Annotated in this window: 13 protein-coding genes; 5 read left to right on the top strand and 8 right to left on the bottom strand. The window is 42.4% G+C overall.

Features of this window, described 5'->3' with window-relative positions; genetic code table 11:
• Positions 1-14 precede the first annotated feature (14 nt).
• From LPA49_RS11560 to LPA49_RS11550, 3 genes are all read right to left on the bottom strand, one after another.
• Positions 15-722, bottom strand: coding sequence for a sulfite exporter TauE/SafE family protein (locus LPA49_RS11560; protein ID WP_074989520.1), 708 nt, complete (start codon positions 720-722; stop codon positions 15-17).
• A gap of 130 nt (positions 723-852) precedes the next feature.
• The gene (locus LPA49_RS11555; protein WP_230236569.1) at positions 853-1,632 is read right to left on the bottom strand and encodes an SDR family NAD(P)-dependent oxidoreductase; all 780 of its coding nucleotides are present in this window, start codon (positions 1,630-1,632) and stop codon (positions 853-855) included.
• Between the two features lie 46 nt (positions 1,633-1,678).
• Positions 1,679-2,404, bottom strand: a complete 726-nt coding sequence (locus tag LPA49_RS11550; protein WP_065979489.1) for a FadR/GntR family transcriptional regulator — start codon at positions 2,402-2,404, stop codon at positions 1,679-1,681.
• A 259-nt stretch (positions 2,405-2,663) separates the two neighbouring features.
• Between LPA49_RS11550 and LPA49_RS11545 the strand changes: the two genes are divergently transcribed.
• Positions 2,664-4,292: a sodium:solute symporter gene (locus LPA49_RS11545; protein WP_036973612.1), complete on the top strand. Its 1,629-nt coding sequence runs from the start codon at positions 2,664-2,666 to the stop codon at positions 4,290-4,292.
• A 56-nt stretch (positions 4,293-4,348) separates the two neighbouring features.
• Here LPA49_RS11545 and LPA49_RS11540 read toward each other — a convergent pair whose 3' ends face one another.
• Positions 4,349-5,377: a family 43 glycosylhydrolase gene (locus LPA49_RS11540; protein WP_036973613.1), complete on the bottom strand. Its 1,029-nt coding sequence runs from the start codon at positions 5,375-5,377 to the stop codon at positions 4,349-4,351.
• Between the two features lie 104 nt (positions 5,378-5,481).
• On the opposite strand from LPA49_RS11540, the gene LPA49_RS11535 reads away from it, so the two are divergent.
• Positions 5,482-6,486 carry an arabinan endo-1,5-alpha-L-arabinosidase gene (locus LPA49_RS11535; protein ID WP_118844759.1) on the top strand — a complete coding sequence of 335 codons (1,005 nt, stop codon included), beginning with the start codon at positions 5,482-5,484 and terminating at the stop codon, positions 6,484-6,486.
• Between the two features lie 82 nt (positions 6,487-6,568).
• On the opposite strand, the gene LPA49_RS11530 is transcribed toward LPA49_RS11535, so the two are convergent.
• From LPA49_RS11530 to LPA49_RS11515, 4 genes are all read right to left on the bottom strand, one after another.
• Positions 6,569-6,985, bottom strand: coding sequence for an FKBP-type peptidyl-prolyl cis-trans isomerase (locus tag LPA49_RS11530; protein ID WP_051501946.1), 417 nt, complete (start codon positions 6,983-6,985; stop codon positions 6,569-6,571).
• A gap of 10 nt (positions 6,986-6,995) precedes the next feature.
• A complete protein-coding gene (locus tag LPA49_RS11525; protein ID WP_118844760.1) occupies positions 6,996-9,440 on the bottom strand; it encodes a glycoside hydrolase family 127 protein in 2,445 nt (814 codons plus the stop codon).
• A gap of 77 nt (positions 9,441-9,517) precedes the next feature.
• A complete protein-coding gene (locus LPA49_RS11520; RefSeq protein ID WP_065979494.1) occupies positions 9,518-10,855 on the bottom strand; it encodes an MFS transporter in 1,338 nt (445 codons plus the stop codon).
• A gap of 269 nt (positions 10,856-11,124) precedes the next feature.
• Positions 11,125-13,941 (bottom strand): TonB-dependent receptor, encoded by a 2,817-nt coding sequence (locus LPA49_RS11515; RefSeq protein WP_180311244.1) that lies wholly within the window; start codon positions 13,939-13,941, stop codon positions 11,125-11,127.
• A gap of 599 nt (positions 13,942-14,540) precedes the next feature.
• On the opposite strand from LPA49_RS11515, the gene LPA49_RS11510 reads away from it, so the two are divergent.
• From LPA49_RS11510 to LPA49_RS11500, 3 genes are all read left to right on the top strand, one after another.
• Entirely contained in the window at positions 14,541-15,503 is a 963-nt protein-coding gene (locus tag LPA49_RS11510; protein WP_036973618.1) for a glycoside hydrolase family 43 protein, read from the top strand.
• 352 nt (positions 15,504-15,855) lie between these two features.
• Positions 15,856-19,278: a LamG-like jellyroll fold domain-containing protein gene (locus LPA49_RS11505; RefSeq protein WP_180311245.1), complete on the top strand. Its 3,423-nt coding sequence runs from the start codon at positions 15,856-15,858 to the stop codon at positions 19,276-19,278.
• Positions 19,279-19,347: 69 nt separating this feature from the next.
• Positions 19,348-19,680: a carboxylesterase family protein gene (locus tag LPA49_RS11500; RefSeq protein ID WP_230236567.1), complete on the top strand. Its 333-nt coding sequence runs from the start codon at positions 19,348-19,350 to the stop codon at positions 19,678-19,680.
• Positions 19,681-19,683 lie beyond the last annotated feature (3 nt).

Genomic DNA, 19,683 nt, shown 5'->3' with positions numbered 1-19,683 from the left:
GAACTTTTACCATTCTATCTGTGTATAAAAATAAGTGCTAGGCCAGATAAGCCTGCGACCAGCAGTATGATGCTGCGAATTGCTCTTTCGTTTAAGTTGTTATTAATTACAAAAGACAGTCCCCAGCCAATTAAGATTGCTGGCAGACAAAAGAAAAACAGTTTTACATCCCCCATATCAGCAGAGCCAGTAAGCATCAGCACAATAATGCCAAATAGGTTAATGAAAACAAAGAATGCACTAAGGTTGGCCTTTATTTTATCTTTATCCTCAGCTTGATAGAGCAGCCCCATCGGCGCGCCCCCAGCGGAGGTGGTGGTTCCTAAAAACCCCGACGACATAGAGGCTAATAAACTCGTTATGGTCGATATTTTAGGTTTCATACCTATGATAGATAATGCGACGACGACTAATATACTCACTCCGAGCAATAACTGGTACTGCTTAGCATTCACATACCACATCACTGCCGCTGCGAATATTACGCCCATTGCACCACCGACTATTGAGATCCCCGTCTGTTTCATATCGATTGACCCTCGGTGCTTTATCATTAACACCGAAGTTAAAAAGAGTGCATTCAAAATCATAGGGCCAGGCACCAGTTCAGGCATTAACCAATATAAAACTGGCACACACAGCATGCCAAGGCCAAAGCCAATAACACTTTGCAAGCAAGCACCAATGATCAGAATTACATACACGAGTACAAAGTCGGTCAAACTTTCTTACCACCTTAGAAAAATAGGGGAGATGGTAACAATACCAACCCATATTTTATTATTATAGTATCATTTGTTTTATTGAAAAAATTTTATCGCAAGTCAGTCATTTTGCAATGTATAAATGCAATTAAGTCCAACCTGCGTCTACGATTAATGATTGTGCTGTCATCATCCGACTATCATCAGCAGCCAGAAATAATGCTGCATTAACAACATGGTCGGGTTGTATTGTTTCGTTTATACACTGGCTTAAACGAACGTCTTCAACCATCTCTGGGGTTAACCAATGAGTAATTTGACGCTCTGTCATTACCCATCCAGGAACCAAGGTATTAACCCGAATATTGTCTTTGCCATACGAGGCTGCTAAAGAACGCGTCAGACCCTCAATACCCGCTTTAGCAGTGGTGTAAGCAGGCATTCCTGTTTGCTTAATGCGCCAACTTACCGACCCCATATTGATAATACTTCCCCCACCTAAACGCTGCATATGCGCCACAACAGCCTGTGAAGAAAAGAAACAAGGGCGTAAGTTAACAGCAAACTTGTCTTCCCAATATTTTACATCCATGTTTTCTGCTGCATGGCGAGTGTCATCGGCTGCATTATTAATTAATACCCCAATATCGCCCTGTTGCTGGCGGGTTTGCTCTATAGCGGCTTGCAATGCTTCAACATCACGAATATCACAATAGATAAACTGCGGATCAAACTCATATTTATCCGCAAGCTTTGCGCACAAAGCCTCGCTTTGCTGCTTTGCAATATCAACAAAGGTGACTTTTGCGCCTTGCTCACAGAAGCGCGTTACCATTACTTCACCAATTCCCGTCGCTCCGCCTGTAATAAATACACTTTTACCGGCAAGGCTGGCGTAAACTGTTTTAAGCTCATTTGAATTTGGCATGATAACCTTTTGTTTTTACAGTATTTACAACGTTGAGTAGCGAAACTTATTGAGCTGCAGCTTCTTTGTCTGCAATTTCTTTTTCGATAAACGCCATCGCTTCATCAATCATGTACGTCATCATATTTTTCGCACGCTCAGGGTCACCATTGGCAATCGCGTTATACACTTTAAAGTGCTCTTCAGCGATGGCTTGTTTATTACCTTTAGCGGGTGTTGTGTGCTGAATACTGACATGCAATGCAGTACGAATAAAGTCACGTAATTGATAGAAAAAACGGTTACCACTGGCGTGCAAAATTGCCGTGTGGAACGCAAGGTCTGGCTCGTGCATTACGCCTTCAGGTTCATCGGCAGCCGCTTGCATTTTATCGAGCGCCATTTTAATTTCAGCGATCGCAGCTTGGTCACCTTTTCGTGCTGCCAACGCCGCTGCTTGTGGCTCAATAGCTAAGCGTACTTGCAAGAACTCTTTCAGTACGTAAAGTGACGGACTGCTCTCAAGTAACCATTTTAATACGCTGGTGTCGTATAAGTTCCAGTTATCCGCCGGTTCAACACGGATCCCTTGTCGTGGACGAGAAGAAATTAATCCCTTTGCAGCCAACATTTTAACTGCTTCACGAACAGCTGTGCGGCTTATACCATACACTTCGCACAACTGTGCTTCGGTTGGTAACCCCGTCTCAGTATTATAATCACCAACAATAATTGCTTTACCAAGTTCATTGGTAACTTGTTGTGATAAGTTCAAATTCTCTAAACGCGCCATGTGTGTTCCTCTAAAGATCTAGGTAATATAATACATCTATAAAGCTATTCCGTCATCCTGCAAATAGTTGATTAAAATCAATAACAAAACATTAAAAAGACAGAACCTCTTATTATAACCGCGCGTAATCGTCACTTTTTTATATATCCAGTGTCACCTTATTTTAACAAATCACTTTCACTCACCCAATTTATAATATAATATTTTTAACTGACAATTAAAAAGCAACATTCTCTTTCATAATTAGGTGGAACACACAATGGTCGAACTAAGTACCTTAGACTGGGCAGTGCTGGCAGGATTTTTTGTCCTGTTATTAGGCGTTGTCGTCATGTCTATGCGACAAAAAGAAGAAGACACCGCTGACTACTTTTTGGCGGGTCGTAATGCAAGCTGGTTAGTAATTGGTGCCTCTATTTTCGCATCAAACATCGGCTCAGAACATTTAGTCGGATTATCTGGTTCTGGCGCTCAATCAGGTATGGCACTCGCCCATTGGGAAATGCAGTCGTGGATTATTCTATTACTCGGTTGGATTTTTGTGCCTTTCTATTGGAGTAGCAAGGTCTACACCATGCCTGAGTTTCTAGAACGTCGCTTTAATTCTAAGTCGCGAACTTTCTTATCTGTTATCTCATTAATCAGCTACGTATTAACAAAAGTCGCCGTGACCGTGTATGCCGGTGGTATCGCCTTTAAAACCATTTTAGGAATTGAGAGTATTTGGGGTATCGATTTCTTTTGGATTTCTGCCATTGGTTTAGTGGTGATCACCGGGATTTATACTGTTCTAGGGGGCATGAAAGCCATTATGTGGACCTCGGTGCTGCAAACGCCAGTGTTGATCATTGGTTCACTGGTCATTTTAGTTGTTGGTCTTGATAAAGTCGGCGGCTGGGCAGAAGTTGAACGCTTAAATGACGTTAATATGCACCTTATTCGCAGCGCATCAGACACTGAATTCCCTTGGCCTGGGATTATCTTTGGCTCGTTTATTATCGGTTTTTGGTATTGGTGTACCGATCAGTATATTGTGCAACGCGTACTCTCTGCGAAAGGGATTAAAGAAGCACGTCGCGGGACGATGTTTGCGGGTTATTTAAAACTCCTCCCTGTGTTTATTTTCTTAGTGCCGGGCATGATTGCTTACGCTCTGAATGCAAAAGGAATTATTAGTTACGAAAGCGCTGACCAAGCATTTCCTACGTTAGTCGCTGAGCTGTTACCTGCGGGTGTGAAAGGAATTGTGATTGGTGGCTTAGTCGCAGCACTGATGAGCTCGCTCGCTTCGCTATTCAATTCATCAGCCACTTTATTTACGATCGACTTTTATAAAAAGTTTAAGCCAGAATCAAGCGAAAAACACCTTCTAAAAGTAGGCAGAATGGCCACTATCGTTATCGTTGTACTCGGACTGTTGTGGATACCCGTCATGAGCTTAATTGCCGATGTACTTTATGAATATCTACAGAGTGTTCAATCATTAATTGCACCAGGCATCGCGGCTGTATTCTTACTCGGCTTATGTAGTAAGCGCATAACGCCAACAGCGGGGTTTGTTGGTCTTGTGTCTGGTTTCGTACTGGGTATGATCCGCTTAGTATTATTACCCTTTAAAGATGATTTAACGGGTTCATCGTTTGCATGGATAACGACAATGAACTGGTTGTACTACTGTATCCTGCTGTTTGTTGTGGTTGTCGTAATTATGATTGTGGTGAGTATTTTCACTAAACAAGCAGATGAAGAGCAATTAAAAGGCCTTACTTTCTCAAGCCTAGACAAAGCAACACTCAAAGAGGTCGCCGAGGGTTTAGATAAGTGGGATTACATCCATACAGCGGGCATTTTAGGCATAACTGCCTTTATATATTACCGCTTTTGGTAAACATTTCGTTCCCAAAGTTGTAGGGCGCCAATTGGCGCCCTTTTTTTAAAAATTTTTTAATCAGCTAGCTGTGGTGAAAACACAGGAAACCCATCTTTATCCCATGTAATAATGCGTGCTCGCGCATGGCGATTTGGATCCGTCAATGGCGTGCCTTTCAGCTCTTTATAATCGCGGCTATGGTAAATTAGCAAATCTGTCACGCCATCTTCCGCTTTTACAAAGCTGTTATGACCCGGACCAAAGCGACCAACTTCAGCGTGGGTAGTAAAAACAGGCTCTGGCTTTTTATGCCAACTTTTAGGGTCAAGTAAATCATCATTTACATTTGCCCATAGCAAGCCCATCGCATAACGATGATCGGTGGCACTGGCCGAGTAGGTCACAAAAATTTTATCTCCACGCGTTATTACAGCAGCCCCCTCATTCACTTTATAGCCTTGTACTTCCCACTCAAGAGTCGGCTCAGTAATCGCGATAACAGGCTCTTTAATTGACGTTGGTGAGTCCATTTCTGCTAACCACAAGGCCGAGTTGTATGTGGCAGGCTGGTTTTGCTGTGCCCAAATCATGTAGCGTTTGCCTTTATGAGTAAAACTGGTCGCATCAAGAGAGAAGCTATCTAGGTGACTCATAACCTGCCCCATTTCTTGCCAGTCGCCTTGCATAGGATCAACGTGGTCATTTTTAAGTGCATACATACGAATGCTAAAAGGCTTTTCAATGTCACCGGCCGCAAAGTAAATGTACCAACTGCCATCAATGTGGTGCAGCTCAGGCGCCCAAATGTTAACGCTCATAGGGCCTTTATCATGCTTTTGCCAAATAACTTTTGGCTCGGCTAGTTTTAAGTCATTTAAGCGACATGCTTGGCGTAGTTCAATTTCATCAAACATCGGTGAACTACCAATAAAGGTATAACATCCGGTTTTTTCATCACGCACTAACCAAGGATCGGCACGCTTAAGTACAATAGGGTTATCAATTGGCGCGACGGTCTTGCTACTATTAGCATCAGCAAAGGCTGGCACTGACGAAGCGCTTAACACGGTAAGTAACGTAAGCCGCGATAATTTTTTGAGCATAATGTGTCCTGTATTTCGCTTTTATTTTATTGTTAATATTGTATTACATATTATATAGTAGACGAATGAACACAAAAGTTAAAACAACAAAAAGGTATTCGATCATGAGACCCGCACACCAAGTGACACGAGCAATGAAGTGGCTTTCAACTGGACTACTTATCTCAGCAGCTGCAGTGTCGGCAAAACAGGTAGAAGTACACGATCCAGTTATGGCCAAAGAAGGCGACACGTATTATGTATTTAGTACAGGCCCTGGCATTACCTATTATGAATCAAAAGATTTAACTAACTGGAAACTCACTGGCCGCGTCTTTAAAGACGAGCCTAGCTGGGCAAAACGCGTGTCACCTAATTTCGGTGGCCATCTGTGGGCACCGGATGTGTACGAGAAAAATGGCAAGTTTTATCTGTATTACTCTGTTTCTGCATTTGGTAAAAACACCTCAGCAATTGGTGTAACGGTAAACGACACTCTTGACCCATCATCACCTGACTACAAGTGGATTGATTACGGTATTGTGGTTGAGTCAGTGCCTGAGCGTGATGATTGGAACGCTATCGACCCAGCTATCATCGAAGATGACAATGGCACACCTTGGATGAGCTTTGGTTCGTTTTGGGGTGGTTTAAAATTAGTGCAACTAGATGATGACATGGTGCGCTTAGCACAGCCTGAAAAGTGGCATCACATTGCCAGCCGTCCAAACACGGAGCATGGCCCAATTGAAGCGCCTTATATCTTTAAAAAGAATGGCTATTACTATCTGTTTGTGTCATTTGATAAATGCTGTCAAGGTATTGAAAGTACTTACAATGTTCGCGTTGGTCGCAGTAAAAACGTTGAAGGTCCTTATTTAGATCAGCAAGGTCGCTCTCTGGTTGATGGCGGTGGTAGCTTAGTGATTGAAGGTAACAAGGAGTGGGCAGCCCTTGGTCACAATGCCGCTTACACGTTTGATGGTAAAGACTACCTCGTGTTGCACGCCTATGAAACAGCCGATAACGGCGTACAAAAGCTACGAATTTTACCGATGAGCTGGAAAAACGATTGGCCGATTGTAAACCCAGCCGACCTAAACAAGCTTAAAACCACGCTTATAAAGTAATTATTCAAACACAAAAAACCTGCAATTTTGCAGGTTTTTTATTTACTCAAGTGATCTATTTTGAGATTTTAAGTTGGTATTATTAATTAAAATCAAGCAGGGTGATATCAACTCGCATCGGGCTTTGGCAATCCTGTTCATGCTTTGTAGCAATAAATGTACTGTACACATCTCGCGCAAGATGAGGGGGTATTAATACTTCAAAACGACTGCCTTTACTCATCAGTTGCAATGCTTCTTGCAAGCCCACAATCGCCTCGGCAATTTCATACTCAACAGGTACACCCTCTGCACGGGTGTCAAATAACACCCGACCGTTATTAAGTACTACACGTTGATGCACAGTGACTGTTGCATCCCAGTGGGGCTTATCACCTGCTCCCTGCTCAATAACACGATAACCAAGGCCCGTAGGAGTTTGGTAAACGCTTTGCTGCTCTTTTAAGCATGACGAAAATACCGGCTTCACCGCTTTATCAAACACATTATTGCTTAACATAGCCCACTCTTTATTGCTCGTTGATCAATCGAATGCCATAGATACCACCCGCAACAGAATCTGGGTTGGCTGTGAAACGCAAGGTCAGCATTTCTGACTGCTTCATCGCCTCTGTTAATGGGTAATCAATGGTGTAAAACTCATCGCTTGGGTTGCCAACAGGCAAACTTACCGCGGCCAGTTTCTCCCTATTAAGGGTGATTGAGAAATGACGATTCACATCACCGATAAAATAACGAATACGTACTGCTGCAGCGTTTTTATTGGGGTTACGAAGCTGATATTCAAACCAACCTGTTGCATCGCGCCAATGGTGGCCATTATTGACACCTGCACGGGTTCCTTCACCTTTAAAGCTATGCTCTACTTCTGGTTGCTGTTCACCCGGCGTAATGTGATCAACGGTTAATAATCGAAGCTGCTCTTTCGCTTGCTCAGCCACTTTGGCGTCAGCTACAAATTGTGTGAATTCAGCTTTGCTTTGCTGTGGCCAATACACTTGATAGCGGCTGTCGTGTAAGCGGAAAAATGGGATAAGTTCCGTGCGTTCAGTCTGTCCAATGCCTTGCTTTGCAATCGCCACATTTTTGTCTGCGATAAATGCCAACGCTTGGCCCGGTTTACGAGTTAAATCAGCAACAAATTGCGCAGGTTCACTGAGCATAATGGGTAATGCTTCTGGTGGGCACGTCGGTCCAGCAGCAATGTGACCCATACGGCTGTTATCAGCAACAAAGCTTAACTGCTCATTCGCAAAAGCCTGTACTTTGGTGGCCATAACCACGGGGCCATACATGACAGAATAATAATCTTGGCCATCCGGTAACTGCTCGGTATAAAGCTTAGGTGCTAATTCAAAGGCAAGCTTATCGCCACTTTGCCATGCATGGCTGATACTGTAGTAACCGTCTTTTTCGCTCGCGGTCACGGCTTTTCCGTTTAACGTAAAGCGCAGTTCACCTTGTTGCCAAGACGGTTTACGAATATGGATGACAGACTCTGAGCTTTGTCCCCCAGACAACCGGTTCACCGTGAGTGAAACCTTGGTATCATCAGGGAATTGGCTGTCTTGGGTGATCTGTAAACCTTGTTGTTGCCAATTTAACGTACTGGGAATAAATAAGTTCACCCATAGCTCTTTACCCGTATTGCTATAAATTAACTCACCATACTTGCTGTGATTCTCAATACCCGAGCCCACACAACACCACATAGAGTCTTGCACTGATGAGTACAAACGGTAATGTCCTGGGCGCATTGAGGTAAAGTAAACAAGGCCACCGTGTTCTGGGTGTTGTGACGATAAAATATGGTTATATGTGGCGCGCTCATAATAGTCTAAATAACGCGTATCAGCGGTTTTCAAAAACAGTAACTTGCTGAGTTTCATCATATTGTAGGTATTGCAAGTTTCTGGGCCTTCAACATCTTCAACCATTGGCGTAAAGTCACTTTTATCATGAAAATGTTCACGTACTGAATTACCACCAATGGACACCGAGCGCTCTTGGCTCACTGTTTTCCAGAAAAAGTCAGCGCCTTGCTGCCATGCTTTATCATCGCTGGCATTCGCCACTTTCAACATACCAATAATTTTGGGAATTTGCGTATTGGCATGCAGGCCTGTTAACTTATCTTCTTTGTGTAATAGTGGTTCAATAATGATGTTATGAGAGAACTGGCGCGCTAGTTTTAAGTAACGCTCATCGTCACTAATAACATACATATCCGCAAACACATCATTTAAGCCACCATGCTCTGAGTACAGCATCTGCTGAACTTGTTCATCAGTTAGCTTCGCTGTGGTTGCTAAGAACCATTCGCCTAACTTAAATAACATGTGCTTTGCTTGGCTACTTCCTGCAACTTCGTAGGCATCACGAAGGCCATGGAAGATTTTATCTATATTGTAAAGTGGTACCCAACGGTCGTTTAAACTGAATAAATCAGCCTTAATTTCACCGTTTTCAATCTGCTGCCACATTTCATCGCCATTAGGAATACCGCCTAAGTAACCACCTGTGGCTTGTTGAGCACGATTAAGCTCGCTTAACATGTAATCTAAACGCTGCTTTAATTCTTCATCCCCTGTCGCTGCCCAAGCAAGGCTCAATGCTGATAAATAATGACCCCCAATATGACCATCAAGACCGGTATTTTCCCAGTTACCATAGTTGGGCGCTTTTGGTGTCAGGCCCGCCTCTCGTAAATAAGGAGCAAGCAGCTGATCAGGATGAAGTGCTAATAAATAACGCACATTAGTTTGCTGCGCATGTAAAAACGGGCTGGCGCTTAAGCTTACTTGGTTTAGCGCAAATAAATGTTGTTCGCTGGCATGTTCAGCATGCGCAACAGAGGCGGCTTGTTTGCTGTCAATTGGCAACTCACTGCATGCAGTCACCGTTAATATTGCAGCACACAGAATTGCTAAATAACTCACTTTGAATGTGTTCATGCTTGTTGTCTCCCAGCGAACCGTTATTTTAAAGAGCAAAGCGCACACTGTGTTAGCGTGCGCGTTTTAAGAGAAGGTTACTTTGGTAGGCGTTTTTGAATGACCATGTCCGTATAGTATTGATCGGTAATCTTGTATTTTTTAAGAATAAGACCAAGTAACGCGTGGAATACACCGGGGATAATAGTAAGCATGAGTGCTAAGCCCATTAAGGTAAACTCCGTTTGCTCAACGTTGGGTTTGTACTCGAAAAATGCCAGTAATAATCCCCCTGCTAAACCAGCTAAACCGCCTCCAGCTTTTTGGCAGAATGAAATACCACCAAATGATAAGCCCGATGCACGCACACCGTCTTTAATTTCACCGTAATCCACAGCTTCTGCAATCGCAGACCAGAACACAGGCGCATGTAAATCAACCACAAATGACAAGATGATATAAAGCACGAATGCCATCATTACATCACCCGGTTGGACCACAAAATACATAAGCAATGAAATAAATAACACTGCAATTTGTGATTGACGGAACAGTTTCATTTTACAGTAACGCTGCGTGATCCACGTACTTGCCACCATCGATACGATTGACGCCGCAATACCCGCACTGGTGAATGCCCCCGCTAAATCGGGCACCCCTAAATAATAGGTTGCATAGTACATTGCCACACTACCGCGAATTGCATACCCTAAGGTACCAAGTACACATGCTGCACACAGTAACAACCACTGGTCGTTTTTAAGTAGCACTTTTAATTGCGTAAGTACGCCCTCGGTTTGTGGCTCATGAGTAATACGTTCGCGGGTAGTAAAGAAACAGAATAAAAACAACGCAACAGCACACGCAGAGACCAATGCCATTGCGAGTTTATAACCGTACGACAAGCTGCCATTTCCCCAGTAAGACGCAAGTAGCGGTACTGAGAATACAATCACTACATTGGCAATTTTTGCGAAAAACATACGGTAACCATTAGCAGATAAACGCTCTTTAGGATCCGCAGTGAGTACACCAATATAAGAGATATAAGGGATTGCTACACCGGTAAACATCAACGTAGCAAACAGGTAAGTTGCATAGGCCCATGCCAGCTTCATGTTGTAATCAAGATCTGGCGTAGTAAATAGTAATATAACCGACAAACCATACGGTACAGACAAGAATAAGAACCAGTGGCGGAACTGACCCCAGCGGGTTTTCACTTTATCGGTGATGACCCCCATTAATGGATCGGTAAAGGCATCAACAAAACGCGCCACTAAAAACAACACACCCATATCAACCGGATCCAGTCCGTAGATATCGGTGTAGAAAAAAGACATAAAATAAAATAACGCTGCAACCATGACATTCACTGCCATGTCGCCGGCACCAAAGCCAACTTTTTCTACAACGGATAACTTTTGAGATTCCATACCACACCCTAATTGGAAAATATTAAGCCAATACTCAATATTTTAAGCAATGAACACCTTTCAATACTGTGTATCAACTATGTGATACTACACAGCTTGGCCACTGCATTCGTTATTTTTGTAAATTTAATGCTAACCTGAATGATAGTATTATCATACTAATTAAATCGCAACTCTTTTCGTTTAATAACAAACACGCCCACTTTCTAGCAAATCTGAAAAATAAAAAACCCCAGCAAAGCCGGGGTTTTTGGGTCTATTCAAGAATTTTAGAAAGAATAACGGATACCTAGCGCGAATGTACGTGAATAGATACCGTTACCGAAATTAAATAAGTTATCGTTACCTTTACCGTAGTAGTTCTGATACACATCATCTAGGATATTAGTTGCATCAAATGTCACAACAAAGTCATCATTTACATTGTAACTAAACTGGAAGTCTAAACTTTGCTCTGGGCGGCTCCAGAACTGAATCGGATTAGCAAAGCTAGCTGCTTCGTTACCGGTGTAAAACTCTGAACGCCACACGTAAGATAAACGCATGTCAAATGAATCACGCTCGTAAATACCGACGATGCTGTAAGACTCATCAGATACGCCAGCCATTTGCGACTTAACATATTCTGTAATCTCTCCAGCACGATTAAAGTCAGGAGTTTCTTGTGATGAATCAAGTAGTGTGAAACTTGCTTGTACACCAAAACCATTTAACATTTCTGGCAAGTTTTCAGGAAAATAGACAGCCCCCAGTTCAAAGCCCGAAAGCTCCCCGTTTGACGCATTCACTGATGTACTAATCACATAAGGTCTAGTTACACCATCATTACCTTCAAGAATCTCAGTCTTACGTCCAGGTAACACTAAGCCTTCAATTTCGCGGTTAAAGTAAGCAGCGTAAATTGAGCTTGTATCAGCAAAGTACCACTCAAGTGATAAGTCATAGTTTTTTGACTCTGTCGGTTGTAAATTAGAATTACCACCCGTTCCCGTACCATAAGGTATATCAGTTAGTGGGTCTTGTAATCTTACAACCGTGTTCAGGTCAGCAAAATTAGGCATACGCAGTGTTTCTGTATATGCTACACGTCCTACCACGTCATCAGTGATGTTCCAGTTAAGTACTAGACTTGGTAAAATTTTATCTGTTTTATTTTTACCTGTTGTTAGCTCACCATTGTTATCTGTATCATAAAACTTCATGTCTTGTTCATAGTTCACATAACGTAAACCAAATTCACCACTAATATCTTCCGTTAAAAAGAAATTAGTGGTTGCATAAAATGCATAAGAAGTTTCATCAATATCAAAAGATTTAGCTATACCTTCAACTTGAGTATCATATACTTGGCGAACCGCATCGGCATTTTTCAGTAAATAACTACCATCTGCAGTAATGAAACTATCAAATACATCTGCACGACCATCAAAATAATCATCTACTTTAAAAATTAAGCCACTTCCATCTCCTGATGCGCCTGCAGCGACTAGCTGTTCCATTAGGCTTGCAACTGAAGTATTGCCAATAACTTTATTATCATCTCTAGTAAATTCTTGTGCTGAACGGTTTTCGAAACGCCCACCAAATCGAACTTTATCTATGTAAGTACCGCCAAAAAGATACTCACCGTCAATTGTGAAAGTGATGGCATCACCGCTATTACCAGCAGCACTGTCATAAATAGTACTAGCATTCCAATTTTCTATCGCAGCCATATCAGCTTCGTTTACTGTGGTGTTTGGATCATCCCAAAATGAGATACTTGGCACACCATCATTGTCATTAAAGTCAACATCTAAACCATACGAAGTGCGATCAAAACGCATTGCAAAAAAGTCCGACTTATATTCACTGTCTTGATAAACCACTTCAGATTTAATAGTTAGATAATCGCTTGCTTGCCACTCGGCACCTAATGCATATAAGTAGCTATCTGTTGTTTCAGAGTTATAGTCACCACTTTGGAAGCCACCAGCACCGATTGCTTGTTTTTCTTTAACGACGTTAGTGCCATCAAATACTGTGGGGGTTTCAATAAAGCCGTTACCAGTTTCAAAGGTATTTGAAAACCATAACGCATTTTGAGATTGATTCTCGTAACCCGTGTAGAAACCTTCCGCCGTAATTTCAAGTGTTTCATTTGGTGCCCACTGCAAAGATATTGATGCTGCAGGGCGCTTACGCAAACCTGTAAATGAAGTACCGAAAATAGCATCTCGCGCTAATAAATACTCAGTTGGTTCACCTTCTACGTTCAACGTAGAACCCTCTGATGATGGTAGACCATTTTCTAAACCACCTTGCCAAATTAGATTATCTTGAGAGTCACGGTCAGGGATTCGAGAATACGGTGAATAATTATGATGCGGCTTGTCAGTAAAAAATGGAAATGCTGCACCTGCTGTAATTGTATCATCGCGATAATGTGTTTCAGCGTATGAAATATTAACTAAAGCACCAAACTCACCTGCACCATCGATGTCCCAACGGTTAGAGAGTAACGCACTGATATTTGGATCAACTTTATCTGGCTGATCAGCATAAATAGCACGTGCCGCTAAAACGACTTTTTCACCGTCAAAGTTGAATGGGCGATGCGTTTTAATGTCGATCGCCCCTGCGATACCACGCTCAATTTGATCTGCCGAACGAGTTTTATAAACTGTAACACCTGATAGTAAGCTTGCTGGAATGTCTTGCAGTGCCACATCACGGCCCGCACCAGTAAATATAGCACGACCATTAATAGTCGTATTGACGTCAGTAAGGCCACGGATTGAAACCGCACTTACTTCACCTGCACCACGGCCCGTTGTTTGTACACCCGTCACACGTTGAAGCGCTTCAACTACGTTGTTATCAGGGAATTTACCAATATCTTCTGCAACAATAGCATCCACGATTTGAACGCTTGCACGTTTTTCATCAAGTGCTTTGTTTAAACTGCCGCGAATACCTGATACCTGAATAACTTCCATTTCATCGACGTTCTTTTCAGGAGTATTTGGTGCTTGCTCTTGAGCGAAAGCAAATTGACAGGTAAATGCCATAACTACAGCACTGGCTATGTGTGTTCTTTTAAACATAAGCGGTGTTCTCCAAATTATAGTTATATCGGCCCGCTGAACTTTCCCCATTCAGTTACCGAAGAGTGACCACTTTATTGTGCATCGTGTGTTGTCAAAACGGTGCGCAAGTGAGTCTATATTTTATTATGTTAATACATTGCTGCCTGAACTTTAATCATATTGTATGATTATTTGACAGTCAACTCAAAAAGCCAAATTAAAATAACTGCCATTATGTTTACAAAAAATGCCGCAATTATAACATGTTACAAACTTAAAGCGTGCTGCGTTTATGCTTTGGTTATTCATTAATACCGATTATTATCATAAACTTAGCATGTAATCATTTGCTTGTTTAATTTGTCTTTAGTTCACCTAGAGCGACAAAAAAGGGCTAACAAGTTATTTACCCAGCGAATTTTGATGCTACTATGATTAAAATACAATAATACAATATAGAATTAATTTTTGCTGCACTTTTGCTGATTTGTTTCGATGTAAACAATCAGTTACTCAGTATAATCAGGCGTACACTGTGTATTATCTGGTCATTTAGAATGAGTTTTAAGCACAAAAGCAGCAGTTCGTACAACAATCATTAGTCACAGAGGACACTCATGAAGAAATTGAAAGCGTTAGCACTGCCATTGCTTTTTTCGAGTAGCTTAGCCGTTGCACAAAACCCATTATTTACCGATGTTTTTACAGCAGATCCCGCAGCACTTGTTCACAACGACACCGTATACCTTTATACAGGCCATGATGAAGCACCTAATAACGATGTATTTTTCGAAATGCATGACTGGCTCGCCTTTTCGTCTACCGACATGGTGAATTGGAAAAAGCATGGCCCAATTATGAAAGCCACTGACTTTAAGTGGGCAAAAGGCGAAGCGTGGGCTTCACACATGATTGAGCGTGATGGCACCTTTTACTTCTTTACCACGGTTCGTCACAACGATACAAAACCGGGCTTTGCTATTGGTGTTGCAACGTCTAAGTCACCGACAGGCCCATTTAAAGACGCCATAGGCCATGCGCTTGTTACAGACGATATGACCAAGCACACACCGAATGATTGGGATGATATTGATCCTGCTATTTATACCGAAGAAAACGGCGATACATACATGTTCTTTGGTAACTTAGTGCCAAAATATGTAAAGCTGAGCGATGACTTACTTTCGCTTGATGGGGAAATAAAAACAATCGATTTGCCAAACTTTACAGAAGCATTATGGGTGCATAAAAAAAATGATAACTACTATGTATCGTACGCCTGTGAGTTCCCTGAAAAAATCTGTTATGCAATGAGTAAAAGTATTCATGGACCGTGGGAATATAAAGGTATCTTGAATGAAATCGCGGGCAACAGTGAAACAAACCACCAATCAATTATCGAATACAAAGGTAAAGATTATTTTATTTACCATACAGGTGCAGTACCACCAATTGATGGCAAACCAAGTGGTGGGCGTTTTCGTCGTTCCGTGGCTATCGAACCACTTTACTACAATGAAGACGGCACGCTTAAACGTATTATCATGACCACTGAAGGTCTCAGTAAACAAGACAAGTAATCTCAAAAAGGGCTCTTAAAGAGCCCTTTTTAGTGCTCAAATGTAATACAAATAAACATATTTACTGGAAAATCCTCACTTTCCGATAAGTAAAAACTTCCCTAAAAGAGTAAAAACAGCGAAAAAAACGCCAAAATTGGCAACTTGAAAAAATTAAAATCACGCTGTACATATTGTAAACACTGACACTTCATGTTTACATATCAATTACCTTTGCAAAAGTATTTGCACATTTTAAATCGTACTATAAAATTACAATACTACGTTCTTATTAGTTTGATATAGGCACGCGGCAATTTTATTGACAACAATCGAATAAAAAATGAATCCCAGTTTCAAGAGGACACATAAAATGAAATTAAATAAATTAGCCATGGTCATAGCCTGCTCTTTGGCTGTGACAGGTTGTGGCAAAGAAGAGGGTACTAAGCTTAACTCGTCTCTTGCAGTTACCGAACCCCAAAGCGCAAAACCGACTGTAAGCAGCAGTGTTGAATACACTGAATCAGGAAGCGTAATGGTTACTAATGTCAGTGTACATGACCCTTCTGTCGTTAAAGTTGACGACACTTATTATATTTTTGGTTCACACCTTGCTGCCGCTAAATCAACTGATCTCTTGAACTGGGAAATGATTTCTAGCCTTTCAGCTAACGCAGCCGTTAATGAAAGCCCCCTATTTGATTACAACTACACAGGTGAAATTGCCGAGGGTATTGAATGGACAGATGGCTTTACTGGCAACTGGGCTGCTGATGTTATTAAAGCCCCAAATGGCAAGTTTTGGTTTTACTATAACCACTGTGCACAAGATAACCCAGATACACCGGATGTTGTTGATGAAGTGTGTTGGAACCGCTCTTACCTTGGTTTAGCTGAAGCTGATAACATTGAAGGCCCCTATAAAAATAAAGGCATTTTCTTACGCAGTGGCTACCGCAATGAGGCGGAATTTACAGCCTACCCACTCGATAACGGCCAAACAACATGGAATGGCGCCGTTGATCCAAACGCCATTGACCCTGCAGCATTCTATGATGCAAACGGCAAGCTTTGGATGGTTTACGGCTCTTACTCCGGCGGTATTTTCGTTTTAGCAATGGACGAAGAGACCGGTATGCCAGAAGCCGGTCAAGGATACGGTAAAAAACTAGTCGGTGGTGACTTCCGTGCGATAGAAGGCGCCTTTGCAATGTATAGCCCAGAGAGCGAGTACTATTACCTGTTCTTCTCAGTTGCTGGATTTGACTTAAACGGAGGCTATAACATTCGTGTTGCTCGCTCAAAAACACCTGATGGTCCATACCTAGATAACGCGGGTAATGACATTGCAGCAATAGGGGGCCTAGAAATTGGTGAAAAACTAATGGGCGGCTTTGAGTACACCCAAGAACTTGGCGAAACAGCACCTGCTTGGGGCTATCAATCACCGGGGCATAACTCGGCTTACTACGATGAAGCAACAGGTCGTCATTTATTAGTAACACACACCCGTTTTCCACAAACATCAACTGAGTTCCCTAACAATACTGAAGCACACCAAGTTCGTGTGCATGAAATGTTTATTAACTCATTAGGTTGGCCGATGGCTTCACCACAACGCTATGTACCGCTTGAGGGCGACAACAAGGTAATTGCTGATGAGCTTTACGGTTACTACAAATTTATCAATCACGGCACTGATGTAAACACTGATGCTATTCGTTCAATGCATATTGCATTAAACCAAGATCACTCAGTAACAGGTGATGATCCCGGTATCTGGTACATGATTGATGACTCTAATATCAAACTAGAGCTTGATTCTGGTACTTACTTCGGCGTGGCTAAATGGCAATGGGATGACGCCGCCAAAGCGATGGCCGTCACTGTATCGGCAACATCAAGCGAAGGCGCTACCATTTGGGCAAGTAAACGTGATGAAATTACGGATACTGCAAACGTGCTGGGCACTGTTCAAGAAGCACTTGATATAAAAACTGAATTATCAATTGCAGACGAAGGCTATTCATTACCAACTAAAGGTAAAGATGGTGCAGCGATTAACTGGCAAAGTAGTGATGAATACTACATCACCAGCGACGGGTCTGTGTTTATCCCTACGCCAGACCGTGGTGATAAATCCGTTACTTTAACGGCTAATATCTCTTTAAATGGCGAGAGCACAACCAAGACATTTAATGTAAACCTTGAAGCGCGTCCAGAATTTAAAAATGCGATTGCACACTACAAATTCGAAGAATCACTAAGCGATGGTTTAGGCAATCTAGGTGATGCAGGGGTGACAGACAACAACCTATTAAATGTGGGTGCAGGCACAGCCGCTTTCGCTGAAGGTCAAACAGGCAAAGCGTTTAACTTTGACGGTTCAACGGGTGTTCGTTTACCTGATGACTTAGTGACAAGCGATGAGTACACAATCTCATATTGGTTTAAACCGACTGTGTTGACCGACTTCACGCCAACATTTTTTGCTGCATCATCAGATGCGCGTTGGATGAGCTTGATTCCGGGTAGCACGCACTTTACAACAACACCAATGCTGTGGAGCCGTTACCTTGCTGAAGATGGCACAGAAATGTGGAACCAAATCATTTCTGGTTCTCCTGCGGTAATGGACTGGAATCACATTGCAATTACGTATGCTAACGGGACTGCTACGCTTTATCGAGATGGTATCCGAGCAGGGTCAATGCCACGTCCGGATTTCTTCAGCACGCAAACAGGCAATTTTGCTCTCGGTGTTAACTACGGGTGGGATTTACCTTTCCAAGGTCAAATTGACGAATTTATCGTGTATGACTACGCCTTAAACAGCTTAGACATCAATGGTGCAGCAATCAACAACCTAACAGATCCGACTAAGTTCGAAAGTTTCATCACTGATGCGCTTGATTTAGGTGATGTATCTGCAGTACGTGAAAGCTTCGAGTTACCACGTGTCGGTCCATTTGTGTCAGGTATTAGCTGGACGTCAAACAACGAAGAGTATTTAAAACCAGTTAACGGCACGGCTGTTGTGACTCAACCAAGTGCCTCTGCTGGCGACCAAGTTGTAACATTAACTGCAACCATTAAGTACAAAGACTTTACTGATACTAAGTCATTCGATGTAACCTTAAAATCACTTGCACCAGCTGAATACAGCTTCGAAGGTGACCTAAGTGCATTAAACGGTGCGTATGCAGCGGGTAAACCAACGGGTGGTTTCATTAACAACACTGGTGGTAACGTAACTTTTGTTGACGGTATCATTGGTCAAGCCGTATTCCTTGACGGTTCAGGTGTTCGCTTACCAGATAACCTTATTACAACCAATGATTACTCTGTATCTATGTGGTTAAAACCAGAAAGCTTCACCGATTACACAACCGCATTCTTTGCAGGTGCAAATGCAGACGCTTGGTTGAGTTATGTGCCTTCGATGGCTGGCTCTAGTCTAACTCGTTTGTGGGCAAATAATGGCGCATTCTTTGATAATGCAGAGCTAGATAGCCGCATCCCTCTCAAAGAGTGGACACATGTTGCCTTCACGGTTGATGGCACCAACGGCGATACGATAAAAATGTACGTCAATGGTGAACTTCAGCTAGAAGCGGGCGGTTTCCCTCGCGTGTTCACTGTACCTGGTGAAACCAATGAATTTGCCTTGGGTGTTAACTACTGGGATACCCCTTATAACGGGGCTATTGATGAACTGAAAATTTTCAACGGTGCGATTAGTGCTGAAGAAATAAAAGCACTCTTTGACGCAGCTTCTGCACAAGAAGAGTAATAAGTAAGGTGAGCTGTCTCACCTTCCTTATTCGTTGTCGTAAAAAGCCAGACTCTGTCTGGCTTTTTTATGCACACATGGAGCTGGGCAAAGTTACAAACACAATATGGTAATGCGCCTGTATACCTGTACTACTTCGATCATCACCCTGCCCGAAAGAGTGGTGCAAAAGATGAAGATCACGGCTCTGCTCACGGTCATGAAATTGCGTACGTGTTTAAAAACTTGAATAAGTCAGATCCCAATGTCACACCAAACGACTTAAAAATGTCAGAGGTTATGGCAACGTATTGGACTAACTTCGCTAAAAACGGGAATCCCAATCATGACGCACTACCAAACTGGCCAGCTTTTGATGATGAAAAGCCGAGTACCATGTACTTCCAACAACAGCCAAAGTAACTC

It is taken from the genome of Pseudoalteromonas sp. MB41 (assembly GCF_020966275.1).
Classification (GTDB): Bacteria; Pseudomonadota; Gammaproteobacteria; order Enterobacterales; family Alteromonadaceae; genus Pseudoalteromonas; species Pseudoalteromonas lipolytica.
The sequence above is the reverse complement of the archived record's forward strand: the minus strand, read 5'-3'. Positions and strand labels throughout refer to the sequence as shown.